The following is an 11,692-nucleotide window of genomic DNA, read 5'->3' on the forward strand; positions in this document are numbered from 1 at the left end:
ATCAGGCCCCCAGCCACACGCCGTGGAAGACCGGATAGGTCTGGGCGTCGAAGGCGACGCCGTGCGCCTTGGCGGAGAAGGCGGTGAGCTGCACCGGCGTGTAGAGCGGCAGCACGTACGCCTGCCGGAGCACCTCGTGCTGGACGGCGGCGTAGTCCTTGGCGGCGGTGGCCGGATCGGACGTCTCCGCCGCCGCCTCCACCCACGTGTCGATCCGCGGCGAGTCCACCAGCGCGACGTTGCCGCCGGCCTTGGCGTAGGTGTTGCCCGAGGCGAACGCGAAGCGCAGCACGTCGGGCGTGGGCCGGGCGAAGCTGACGTCGACGAGGTCGTACTCGCCGCCGATGAGGTATTTGCTCACGAAAGCGCCGGTGTCCACGGCCGGTCGTTCGATCTTGATGCCGGCGAGCTTGGCCTGGGCCTGGATGCCCTCGGCGAGCACGTCGCGCTGCTCCTTGTTGCCCTCCGCCCAGTAGGGCCAGGTGAGGGCAAGCGTCCTGCCGTCCTTGACGCGGTAGCCGTCGGAGCCCTTCTTCCAGCCCGCCTCGTCGAGCAGCCGCTCCGCCGCGGCGAGGTCGTAGGAGGCCAGTTCGCTCTCGGCCGTCGCGTCGTAGGCCGCCGTCGTGCGGCTCAGCGGATTGCGGGCGACGGGGAACTGGCCGAAGTAGATGTTCTTCACCAGTTCGGCGACGTTAACCGCGGCCGACAGGGCGCGCCGCACGCGCACGTCCTTCAGCGGCCCGCGCGTCTGGTTCAGATAGAGGTTGTAGTTCAGGCCCGGCGTCTCCTGCGCGGTGAAGTCGAATCCGCCGAGCGACCGCAGCTTGCCGGCGTCGACCGGCGGGACGCCCGCGATCGCCTGGACCTGCCCGCTGGTGAGCGCGCCGTACCGGGTGGCGTCCTCGGGGACGAACTCGAACACGAGGCTGTCGAGGTAGGCCGCCCCCTGGTGGGACGCGCCGGCGGGCGGCGAGGCGTACGCGGCGTTCCTGCGCAGCGTGACCCGCTTGTCCTTCTCCCAGGAGACGTAGGAGAAGGGGCCGGTGCCGACCGGGCGGTAGTCCGCGACCGGCCTGGCCAGCGCCGCCGGGCTCTGGATGCCGAGGTACGGCACCGACAGGGCCTGCAGGAACGGGGTGAACGGCCGCTTGAGCGTCACCTCGACGACGTGGTCGTCCACCACCCGCGACTTCTCGTACGGCGCGATCAGCGAGGCGGCGTAGGCCGACTTGGTCGCCGGGTCCACCACGTGGTCGAGCGTCGCCTTCACCGCCTCGGCGGTGAAGGGCGTGCCGTCGTGGAAGGTGACGCCGTCCCTGAGGGTGAACGTGTAGGTCCGTCCGTCACCGGACACGGCCCACTTCGTGGCGAGCCAGGGCCCGAAGGTGGCGGGACCGGTCTGCACGACGAGGGAGTCGAAGACGTTGCGGTCGATCAGGCCGGTCACCGCGGTGGCCGCCACCGCCGGGTCGAGCGACACCTGCGTGCCGGCGAGCGCGTAGGTGAGGGTGCCGCCGGCCACCGGGCCGGCCGCGCCGGCCCGTCCGGCGGACGGCTCGTCCCGTCCTCCCCTCGTGACGACCAGGACCAGGACGACGGCCGCGACCGCGACCAGGGCGGCCGCCACGACCGCCGGACGCCTGGACCGCAGGCTGCCCCGTCGCCCTGCGGGTTCGTCGTCAACTTGGGTGGCGGTGTCGTCGCTCACTGACATCGGTGACGCCTTTTCTGTCGCGATGGAAAAGAAGAGAGCGGGGCACGCGGGCGCGCCGAAATAGCCGGAACCCGGCGGAACCGGCGGATCGATTGGCGAATTCCCGTCCCGCGGACCAGGAGAATTCAGGACATCGACGGAATCACACCATGACAAAACGAGACGGTCAACTTATTACGCCATTCTTGCGGACCCATTCACGATACCGATGGGAATCAATTGGAATTGCCTATCGCAACCTGTGCGGCGAGCGCACCGGGGAATTCCACGACCGAGGAGAAGAATTCGCGCAGGGCCGCGCAGGCGCTCGACTCGATCTCCGGATCGAGCCCCCGCCTGCTCAGCAGGCGCAGCCCGACCGGGTCCTGCGCGGGCAGCGGAGTGATCTCCTCCAGGCCCTTCGGCACGCCGAACGCGGTGGGCAGCAGGGCGATGCCGAGCCGGGCGCGGGCCGCGGCCAGCACCCCCTCCAGGTTGACCGCCTCGGTGGTGATCCGCACCGGCCAGCCGAGCCCCTCCAGCACGCCCACGGCCTGCCGCCGCAGGGCGCACGGCTCCTGGAAGGCCACCAGCGGCACCGGCCGGTCCGGCGGCGGGAGATACCAGCCCGGCGCGGCGAGCCAGCGCAGCGGCAGCGCGGCGACCTGCCTGCCGCCGACGCCGGGCACGACGCCGAGGATGAGCGCCATGTCCAGCGTGCCCTTCTGGGTCGCCTCGGCCAGGGGGGTGCTGCGGTCCAGCCGGAACACGACGTCCCGCGTGGGAAGCGCCGCCATCAGGGCGCCGAGGAGGTCGGGCAGCGTCTGGTAACCCGCGTGCTCGACGGCGCCGACGGTCAGCCCCGCCGTCCGCTCGGCCCCCAGCCGGTAGAGGGCCTCGTCGTGGACGGCGAGCAGCCGCCGCGCCTCCACGAGCAGCGTCTCGCCCGCCATGGTGAAGCGGGTGGACCTGCCGGTCTTCTCCACCAGCGGTTGCCCGACGACGCGTTCCAGCGATCGGACGTGCTGGCTCACGGTCGGCTGGCTGGTCCGCAGCGCGGACGCGGCCCGGCCGAAGCCACCGCAGTCGGCGATGGCCACGAACGTTCGCAGTTGCACGAGGTCGAGCAGTGCTCCCATACCCTCGATATTAACCCCTAATACCTACATGAATAAGGGTTCATCGAGGGTAGGGTTACGCCACCATCGGACGGCGGCCGCGGCGACCTCGGGCGGCACCCGGTGCCCGCCGCGGAACTCCTCGTACGTCACGTCGTACCCGGCGTCCCGCAGCTCGGGCACGAGCCGCCTGCCGCAGCGGGCGATCGGCAGCACCCGGTCGGAGGTGCCGTGCGAGACGAAGACGCGCGGCCGCCCGTGCCGGATCATCGGCGCCATGAAGCCGGGGGAGAACGCCAGCACGGCGTGGAACAGGTCGCCGTTGGCCAGCCCCAGCGACAGCGCGTAGGAGGCGCCGTCGGAGAACCCGGCGACGGCCACGCCGCCGAGTTCGACGGCCACGCGGGTGAACGCCTCCTCCAGGGTGGCGTCGATCCTCGACACGTCGGCGCCGTACCCGCCGACGATCACGTCCCAGGTGGCCGATACGGCCTGCGGCGCGAGCAGCGGCACCCCGAGACGGGTGGCCTCGGGGGCCAGCCACTCCAGCGCCTGCTCCGCCGTGCCGCCCGCGCCGTGCAGCACCACGGCGAGCGGGGCCGGCCCGGCTCCGAGGCCGGGCGGCACGTGCAGCAGGGCGCGGCCGTCGAGGCGGTGGGTCCCGGGCTCGGGAGGCGACGCCGCCCGCGCGACGGCCACGGGACGGGCCGACAGCCGGCCGTGCCGTACGCCCTCCTCGGGCTCCTCGTGGGGACGGCTCCGCTCCGGCATGGTCATCGGCCTCACCTCCCGCTCACCGGTGTACCCCGGGTCGCGGTGATCACCTCCGCGATCGGCGCGCCATGGGACCGGGTCGTGTGCGGCAGCCCGCACCCGCGCGAAGCGGAGGGACGACCGGCTGGCATAGTACCCACCTGCACGCCCTCACCCGCGCCACCACCTGCTGCACGACCACCTGCACGACCACCGCGAACGGACGCCTCACGTGACCGATGCCCGCTTCTGCCTCTTCGATCTCGACGGCACGCTGACCGACCCCGAGACCGGCATCGTCGCCTCGCTGCGCCACGCCCTGTCCGCCGTCGGGTTCCCGGAGGTGGACCACGGACGGCTCCGCGACCTGATCGGCCCTCCCCTCCAGGACGGCCTCTCGATGCTCGGCGTGCCGGAGGAGCGCCTCGACGACGCGGTCCACGCGTACCGGGAGCGCTTCGCCGAGACCGGGATGTACGAGAACGAGGTCATCGCGGGCATCCCCGCCGTGCTGGAGGCCCTCGTCGCCGAGGGCTGGACCCTGGCGGTGGCGACGTCGAAGCCGGCCGTCCTCGCGGCGAGGATCATCGCGCACTTCGGCCTCGACGGCTTCTTCGCGTACGTCGCCGGGGCGACGCTCGACGGGTCGCGGCGGCACAAGGCGGACGTCGTCCGCCACGCGCTCGACATCCTCGGCGCCCCTCCGGACGCGGCCGTCATGGTCGGCGACCGCCCGGAGGACGTCGCCGGGGCCGCCGCGTGCGGCGTCCGGACCGTCGCCGTGACGTGGGGGTTCGGCGACCCGGCGGAGTTCACCGGCCCGGAGGTCCTCGCCGTCGTGGAGACGCCCGGGCAGCTTCTCGAAGCGCTGTCACGCACGGCCGCCGCCCCTCCGGCGGGCTGAACGCCACCGCCGCGGGCCTGGCGACGGGGCTCGATGGCCGACGCTGACCCGTCCGGGCACCGCTGTCCCCCGCCCCCTGGGACGGGCCCCGGTCAGTGCGGTGGCTCCTCCGGGGTGCCGGTTCGCCGGTTGTGGTGATCCAGCAATGTCTCCAGCAGCTCGGTCAACCGCTGCCGCTCCTCGGGTGAGAGCGGAGCCAGCAACTCGTCCTGGCATTCGGCCAGCCGCTTCTCCAGCCGCCGCAACTGCCGCCTGCCCGCCGGGGTCAGCGTGATGATGTTGCGCCGCCGGTCGGCGGGATCCGGGGCGCGCTCGACCAGTTCGCGATCGGCGAGCTCGTTGACCGTGGCGACCATGTCGCTGAGGTGGATGCCACTACGCCGGCCCAGCGCGGCCTGACTGGCCGGGCCGAGCTCCTCCAGCGTCGCCAGCACGCGGTAGTGGTAGCCGCGGGCGCCGGCGGACGAGAATGCCTCGCCCACCAGGCGCTGCGCGTGGACGGCGGCCTGGCCGAGCAGCCAGCTGGGCAGGCCCTCCCATCGGGCGGGCCTCTCCTCGGTCTCCATGCGACGAGTCTAACCATTTGGCGCACTAACGATCGCCTGATATCGTTCGCGGAGTAAACGTTAGGGAGGCTAACGTTTAATTGCCTAACGATCCTTGGAGCCGAGACCATGATCGAGCCGTTCCGCATCGACATCCCCCAGGCAGACCTCGACGACCTGGCCGACCGGCTCGCCCGCACCCGGTGGCCCGACGAGATCGCCGGCGCCGGGTGGAACTACGGCTTCCCGCTGGCGCGGCTCAAGGAGCTCGCCTGGTGATCCCGTCCATCCCCGGATACGGCTTCTCCGGGCCGACCCGCGAGCGCGGCTGGGACGTCGCCCGGGTCGCCCGGGCCTGGGCCGAGCTGATGCGCCGTCTCGGGTACGAGCGCTACGGCGCGCAGGGCGGCGACTTCGGCGCGGGCATCTCCCTGGCGCTCGGCGCGGTGGCGCCCGAGCGGGTCGCCGGGGTACACGTCAACTACCTGCCGACCCCGCCGGCGCCGGAGGTGCGGCCGCTGGCCGAGCGGTCGTACGACATCAGGCACTGGTCGGAGTTCGAGCGGGGCGGCCATTTCGCCGCGCTGGAGGTGCCTGAGCTACTCGCCGGGGACGTCCAGGACTTCTTCACCCACATCCGGTAGGGCGATCAGTCGACGTCGACCCAGTCGAGCGTCCGCTGGACGGCTTTCCGCCATCCGGCGTAGCCGCGCTCGCGCCGCTCGTCGCTCCAGGTGGGCTCCCAGCGGCGGTCCTCGTGCCAGTTGCGCCGGAGGTCGCCGGTGGACTTCCAGAAGCCCACGGCGAGCCCGGCAGCGTACGCCGCGCCGAGCGCGGTGGTCTCGGCGACGACCGGCCGGGAGACCGGTACGCCCAGGATGTCGGCCTGGAGCTGCATGCACAGCTCGTTGGCCGTCACCCCGCCGTCCACCCGCAGCACGTCGAGGACGACGCCGGAGTCCTGCTCCATCGCGGTGACGACGTCCCTGGTCTGGTAGCAGATCGCTTCGAGGGTGGCGCGGGCCAGGTGGGCGTTGGTGTTGTAGCGGGACAGGCCGACGATCGCGCCGCGGGCGTCGGAGCGCCAGTACGGCGCGAACAGGCCGGAGAACGCGGGCACGAAGTAGACGCCGCCGTTGTCCTCGACCTGCCGGGCGAGGGCCTCGCTCTGCGCCGCCCCCGAGATGATGCCGAGCTGGTCGCGCAGCCACTGCACGGCGGAGCCGGTGACCGCGATCGACCCCTCCAGGGCGTACGCCGGCTTGGCCGAGCCGAACTGGTAGCAGACCGTGGTGAGCAGGCCGTGCCGGGACCGTACGAGCTCGGTGCCGGTGTTGAGCAGCAGGAAGTTGCCGGTGCCGTAGGTGTTCTTGGCCATGCCGGGCTCGAAGCACACCTGGCCGACGGTGGCCGCCTGCTGGTCGCCGAGGTCGCCCGCGAGCGGCACCTCGCCGCCGAGCGGGCCGCCCGCGCGGGTCACGCCGTACAGGCCGGGGCTGGAGGACGGCCGGATCTCGGGGAGCATCCGCCGGGGCACGCCGAAGAACGACAGCAGCTCGTCGTCCCAATCGAGCGTCTCCAGGTCCATCAGCATCGTGCGGCTCGCGTTGGTGGGATCGGTCACGTGGACGCCGCCGTCCACGCCTCCGGTCAGGTTCCACAGCAGCCAGGTGTCGGTGGTGCCGAAGACCGCGTCGCCACGCTCGGCGGCCTCGCGGACGCCGGGGACGTTCTCCAGGATCCACTGGATCTTGCCGCCGGAGAAGTAGGTGGCGGGCGGCAGCCCGGCCTTCCGCCGGATCACCTCGCCCTTGCCCTCGCGTTCCAGCGCCGCGGCGATGCGGTCGGTGCGGGTGTCCTGCCAGACGATGGCGTTGTAGTAGGGGCGGCCGGTGCGCCGATCCCAGACGACGGTCGTCTCGCGCTGGTTGGTGACGCCGAGCGCCGCGAGGTCGGACGCCCGCAGGCCCGCCGTCCGCATGGCCGTCTCGGCGACCGCGCGGGTGCGCTCCCATATCTCGGTCGGGTTGTGCTCGACCCAGCCCGCCTGCGGCAGGATCTGCTGGTGCTCCAGCTGGTGGCGGGCGACCTCGTTGCCGGAACGATCGAAGATCATGAAGCGGGTGCTGGTCGTCCCCTGGTCGACCGCACCGACGTAGTCAGCCATGTCAGCGCCGGGCCTCAGGAGGTCGGGCCGATTTCCGGCTCGGCCTCGGGCATCGCCGACTCGTCGCCGGTCGGCGGCGGCGTCTCGGCGGCCGGCGTCTGGATGTCGGTCTCTCCGCCGATCAACTTCTCCAGCCCGCCGTCGTCGGGCTCCGGCGTCAGCGGCTCCGGTGAGGTGCCTCTCGCGTCCCGCGCTCCGGATCTTTCGGCAACCACGTCCGCGTCTCCTCCCACGTGTCCTCTCCGCCGTCCGCCGGTCCCCCCGGCCCGCGGATCACGCATGACCGCTCACCTGCCCCCGTTGTACGGTCCTCATTCACCTTCTCACAGACTCCTGCGGAGCGTGGTCGCCGATTCCGCGGCGCTCGACCGGCCCGGTTGAAGCCTCACTTTTCAGTAAAAAGTCCGTACGAACCGGCTCGGGACCGGGTGAGGAGCGGCATCGAAGGTAGGGAGTGTAGGACCCCTGGGGGTGAGCGGAATGGAGCAGGGCATCCCCCCTCCTACCCGGAAACACGATCTGCTGGGCGCGCTGACGAGCATTCTGGAAGACAGCCACGTGACGGCGTTCGAAGGCATCCCGGCGCTCGTCGACGCCTACAAAGACCTGGTGGGCTTCGACGGGATCTCCGTCTACCTGTGCGACCTGCAGCAGAACGTGCTACGCAGGCTGTGCGGGCCGGGCGAGGAGGAGCCCCAGCCGGAGGAACTGAAGATCGACACCACGCTGGCCGGCCGCGCCCTGCAGGAGGTGCGCGCGCTGCGGAGCGAGAACCCGGTCCAGTGGTGGGTTCCGCTCCTGGACGGCACCGAGCGCCTGGGCGTCCTGCACGTGCAGCCCGACGCCGAGAACGACGATCTCGGCGCCCGGATGCGGCACCTGGCCTCCCTCATCGCCCTGATCGTCGTGAGCAAACGCTCGTTCAGCGACGCCTACGCGCGGCTCGTGCGGAGCCGGCCGATGCACGTGGCGGCCGAGATGCAGTGGAACCTGATGCCGCCGCTCACCTTCGCCACGGCGGCGGTGACGATCGGCGCGGTCCTCGAACCGGCGTACGAGATCGGCGGGGACGCGTTCGACTACTCCACCTCCGGCGGCGTGGCGCACTTCGGGATCTTCGACGCGATGGGACACGACGTGTCGGCCGGACTGACCGCCAACCTCGCCGTCGCGGCCTGCCGCAACAACCGGCGGCAGGGCCTCGGCCTGGCGCGCAACAGCGAGGCGATCGAGCGGATCCTGATCGACGAGTTCGGCCGGGGCGACCGCTTCGTCACCGGGATCATCGGCGACCTCGACCTGGACACCGGCCTGTTCAGCTGGGTCAACCGCGGGCACCACGCGCCGGTGCTGATCCGCGGCGGCCAGTGGACCGCCACCCTGAAGTGCCCACCTGCCCATCCGATGGGACTCGATCTCGGCCTTCCCGTCACGCTCTGCCACGAACAGCTTGAGCCGGGCGACCGGCTGCTGCTCTACACCGACGGCATCACCGAGATGCGCAGCCCCGACAGCGGCGAGTTCGGCCTGGGGCGCTTCGTCGAATTCATGATCAAGCAGAACGCCGCGGGGCTGCCGGTGCCCGAGACCCTGCGCCGGCTGATCCGCACCGTGATGGACCACCACGACCACCGGCTGCAGGACGACGCGACCGTGCTCCTCGTCGAATGGCACGGCGCCGCCCACGAGAAGCTCAACCCCTGAGCCACCACTCCCCCGCCGGGGCCAGGACATGACGGCGCGGGAGATCCGAGCCGGCCAGGGGGTGGACTCTCAGGGAATTCCCCGGATCCATCGGTAATCTCGCGGGCCATGACCTGGCAGCGGAGGATCAACGGCGCACTCGTCAAGTTCACCGGAGTCCAGCTCACCCGTGCCCGGCCCACCGCGACGCCGCCTCCGGAGGGGCGGGCCCCCGCCCCCTCGGCGGAGGAGCTGGTGCGCCCGCCGGCCGACCCGCGGGCGGACCGGCTGCTGGTGGCCCCGGTGTTCGTCATGTCACCCGTACGGTCGGGCTCCACGCTGCTCCGGTCGATGCTGAACGCCCACCCCGAGCTGCACGCCCCGCACGAGCTGCACGTCAGGAGGCTGACGGTGGGCTTCGGCACGTCGCTCTCCCGCAGGGCCATGGAGGCCCTCGGCCACAACCAGGCCGACCTGGAGCACATGCTGTGGGACCGGGTGCTCCACCGCGAGCTGGTCCGCAGCGGCAAGCGGACGATCGTGGACAAGACCCCGGCCAACGCCTTCGCCCACGCCCGGATCGCCGCCTGCTGGCCCGACGCCCGGTACGTCTTCCTGCTGCGTCATCCCGCCTCCATCGCGGCCTCCTGGTACGCGGCCGACCCGGTCAAGCGCACCCGCGAGGAGGCCGCGTCCGACGCGCTGCGCTACATGAAGGCGGTGCAGCGGGCCAGGAAGGCCCTCACCGGCCTGACCGTCCGGTACGAGGACCTCACCGCCGAGCCGGAGACGACGACCCGCGCGATCTGCGACTTCCTCGGCGTCCCCTGGGAGCCCGGCATGCTCGCGTACGGCGAGCAGGAGGTCGTGCGGAAGGGCCTCGGCGACTGGAGCGACAAGATCCGGTCGGGGCGGGTCCAGCCCGGACGCGACCTGCCGGCCCCGGACGAGATACCCGACCTGCTGAAACCCATCTGCCGGAGCTGGGGCTACCTGCCGAAGGAGGAGGGCCGGTGAAGATCCGCTACATGCTGCTGCACGCCTACGGCATGGGCGGCACGATCCGCACGGTGGTCAACCAGGCGAACGCGATGGCCGCGCTGGGCCACGAGGTGGAGATCGTGAGCGTGGTGCGGCGCCGGGACGAGCCGCAGTTCCGCCTGGACCCCGCCGTCACCCTCCGTACGCTGGTGGACCAGCGGGCGGGCGTGCGGACCGACTCCCTCGGCCGCCGCGTCTGGCGGCGGCTGCGCGGCAAGATCGTGCCGCTCGGCGAGTACGCCGCCGCCTACTTCACCGAGCGCGTGGAGAAGGCGGCCATCGACTACGTCGCGTCGGTCGAGGACGGCGTCCTCGTCACCACCCGCCCGGCGCTGAACCTCATCTCCGCCCGCCGCGCCGGCCCCGGCGTCGTACGGGTGGCGCAGGAGCACATGAACCTCGGCAGCTACCCCGAGACGCTGCGCGCGGAGATCGCGCGATACTACGGCGCGTTCGACGCGATCGCGGTGCTGACGGACAGCGACCGGCGCGACTACGAGGCGGTGCTGCCCGGCACGAGGATCGTCCGGATCCCCAACGCGGTCCACGCGGTGAACCAGACGCCGTCCCGGCAGGAGTACCCGGTCATCGTCGCCGCCGGCCGCCTGGTCAAGCAGAAGGGCTTCGACCTGCTGCTCCCGGCGTTCGCCCAGGTGGCCAGGGAGCATCCGGAGTGGCGGCTGCGGATCTTCGGCACCGGCCCGAGGAAGGCGCAGCTCCGCGCGCTGGTCGGCGAGCACGGCCTGTCCGCCCACGTGACGCTGATGGGCCGGACCAACCGCCTCGACGGCGAACTCGCCAGGTCCTCCGTCTACGCGCTGAGCAGCCGGTTCGAAGGGCTGCCGATGGTCATGATCGAGGCGATGACCCACGCCCTGCCGATCGTGGCCTTCGACTGCCCCACCGGCCCCCGCGACGTGCTGACCGACGGCGAGGACGGCCTCCTCGTGCCCGCCGAGGACGTGGACGCCCTCGCCGCGGCCCTCAACCGGCTGATCGCCGACCGCGACCTGCGCCTGCGCATGGGCTCCGCCGCCGCGGCCACCGCCCGGGCGTACGCCCCGGAGAACGTCATGCCCCTGTGGGACGACCTGTTCACCGAACTCCTCCACACCAGGACGGCCCCCCGCCTCGCCGGGTGACGACAGATCACGACGCCGCACGGGGGCACTGAGGAATAGCACGCCGCCGGTGCCGCCCGGGCCGGCCGGCGCGGCGGCGTCCGGGTCAGGTCAGGCGGCCGACGTGGGCGAGGGCCTGCTTGAGCAGCACGCCCTGGCCGCCGGTCATCTCCTGCTGCACGACCGGGGAGGCCGCCTCCTCGGGCGTGAACCACTCCAGGTCGAGCGCGTCCTGCCGGGGCCGGCAGTCGCCGCGCACCGGGACGATGTACGCCAGCGAGACCGCGTGCTGGCGCGGGTCGTGGAACGGCGTGACCCCGGGAGTGGGGAAGTACTCGGCCACGGTGAACGGCGCCGGGGAGACCGGCACGCTCGGCAGCGCCACCGGCCCGAGGTCCTTCTCCAGGTGACGCAGGAGCGCGTCGCGGATGCGCTCGTGGTAGTACACCCGGCCGGAGACCAGCGCCCGGCTCACGGTTCCGTCGGGGCCGATCCGCAGCAGCAGGCCGACACGGGTGACGATGCCCGTGTCGTCCACGCGCACGGGCACGGCGTCCACGTACAGGATCGGCATGCGGCCCCGCAGCGACTCGATGTCCTCGGGGGCGAGCCAGCCTGGCGTCGTTTCGGTCATTTCGGTCACGGGACGATCGTACTTGCCCAGGCG

Annotated in this window: 13 protein-coding genes; 6 read left to right on the forward strand and 7 right to left on the reverse strand. The window is 72.1% G+C overall.

What is annotated here, in order from left to right:
- Position 1 precedes the first annotated feature (1 nt).
- The 3 genes from OG344_RS26380 to OG344_RS26390 form a co-directional block, all read right to left on the reverse strand.
- Positions 2 to 1,714, reverse strand: a complete 1,713-nt coding sequence (locus OG344_RS26380; protein WP_405085395.1) for an ABC transporter substrate-binding protein — start codon at positions 1,712 to 1,714, stop codon at positions 2 to 4.
- A gap of 215 nt (positions 1,715 to 1,929) precedes the next feature.
- Positions 1,930 to 2,832 carry a LysR family transcriptional regulator gene (locus OG344_RS26385; RefSeq protein ID WP_405085396.1) on the reverse strand — a complete coding sequence of 301 codons (903 nt, stop codon included), beginning with the start codon at positions 2,830 to 2,832 and terminating at the stop codon, positions 1,930 to 1,932.
- A 24-nt stretch (positions 2,833 to 2,856) separates the two neighbouring features.
- Complete coding sequence (locus OG344_RS26390; protein ID WP_405085397.1) at positions 2,857 to 3,588, reverse strand: alpha/beta hydrolase; 732 nt, start codon at positions 3,586 to 3,588, stop codon at positions 2,857 to 2,859.
- A gap of 208 nt (positions 3,589 to 3,796) precedes the next feature.
- On the opposite strand from OG344_RS26390, the gene OG344_RS26395 reads away from it, so the two are divergent.
- Positions 3,797 to 4,468 carry an HAD hydrolase-like protein gene (locus OG344_RS26395; RefSeq protein ID WP_405085398.1) on the forward strand — a complete coding sequence of 224 codons (672 nt, stop codon included), beginning with the start codon at positions 3,797 to 3,799 and terminating at the stop codon, positions 4,466 to 4,468.
- 92 nt (positions 4,469 to 4,560) lie between these two features.
- Here the strand turns inward: OG344_RS26395 and OG344_RS26400 are convergent, their stop codons facing one another.
- Positions 4,561 to 5,034 (reverse strand): MarR family transcriptional regulator, encoded by a 474-nt coding sequence (locus OG344_RS26400; protein WP_327045965.1) that lies wholly within the window; start codon positions 5,032 to 5,034, stop codon positions 4,561 to 4,563.
- A 108-nt stretch (positions 5,035 to 5,142) separates the two neighbouring features.
- Between OG344_RS26400 and OG344_RS26405 the strand changes: the two genes are divergently transcribed.
- Positions 5,143 to 5,292, forward strand: coding sequence for an epoxide hydrolase N-terminal domain-containing protein (locus tag OG344_RS26405; protein ID WP_405085399.1), 150 nt, complete (start codon positions 5,143 to 5,145; stop codon positions 5,290 to 5,292).
- Positions 5,289 to 5,657, forward strand: coding sequence for an alpha/beta fold hydrolase (locus OG344_RS26410; protein WP_405085400.1), 369 nt, complete (start codon positions 5,289 to 5,291; stop codon positions 5,655 to 5,657). The genes OG344_RS26405 and OG344_RS26410 overlap by 4 nt, the downstream gene beginning before the upstream one ends.
- Positions 5,658 to 5,662: 5 nt before the next feature.
- On the opposite strand, the gene glpK is transcribed toward OG344_RS26410, so the two are convergent.
- A complete protein-coding gene (gene glpK, locus OG344_RS26415) occupies positions 5,663 to 7,180 on the reverse strand; it encodes a glycerol kinase GlpK (protein WP_405085401.1) in 1,518 nt (505 codons plus the stop codon).
- Between the two features lie 14 nt (positions 7,181 to 7,194).
- On the reverse strand, positions 7,195 to 7,395 hold the full coding sequence (locus OG344_RS26420; protein ID WP_405085402.1) for a hypothetical protein: 201 nt from the start codon (positions 7,393 to 7,395) through the stop codon (positions 7,195 to 7,197).
- Between the two features lie 265 nt (positions 7,396 to 7,660).
- Between OG344_RS26420 and OG344_RS26425 the strand changes: the two genes are divergently transcribed.
- The 3 genes from OG344_RS26425 to OG344_RS26435 all read left to right on the forward strand — a co-directional run bounded on the left by OG344_RS26425 (position 7,661) and on the right by OG344_RS26435 (position 11,046).
- The gene (locus OG344_RS26425) at positions 7,661 to 8,884 is read left to right on the forward strand and encodes a PP2C family protein-serine/threonine phosphatase (RefSeq protein WP_405085403.1); all 1,224 of its coding nucleotides are present in this window, start codon (positions 7,661 to 7,663) and stop codon (positions 8,882 to 8,884) included.
- A gap of 108 nt (positions 8,885 to 8,992) precedes the next feature.
- Positions 8,993 to 9,880, forward strand: coding sequence for a sulfotransferase family protein (locus OG344_RS26430; RefSeq protein WP_405085404.1), 888 nt, complete (start codon positions 8,993 to 8,995; stop codon positions 9,878 to 9,880).
- On the forward strand, positions 9,877 to 11,046 hold the full coding sequence (locus OG344_RS26435; protein WP_405085405.1) for a glycosyltransferase family 4 protein: 1,170 nt from the start codon (positions 9,877 to 9,879) through the stop codon (positions 11,044 to 11,046). Before OG344_RS26430 ends, OG344_RS26435 begins: the two co-directional genes overlap by 4 nt.
- Before the next feature lie 85 nt (positions 11,047 to 11,131).
- Here the strand turns inward: OG344_RS26435 and OG344_RS26440 are convergent, their stop codons facing one another.
- Positions 11,132 to 11,659 (reverse strand): NUDIX hydrolase family protein, encoded by a 528-nt coding sequence (locus tag OG344_RS26440; protein ID WP_405089175.1) that lies wholly within the window; start codon positions 11,657 to 11,659, stop codon positions 11,132 to 11,134.
- Positions 11,660 to 11,692 lie beyond the last annotated feature (33 nt).

The sequence above is a fragment of the Microbispora sp. NBC_01389 genome, from assembly GCF_045040095.1.
GTDB lineage: Bacteria > Actinomycetota > Actinomycetes > Streptosporangiales > Streptosporangiaceae > Microbispora.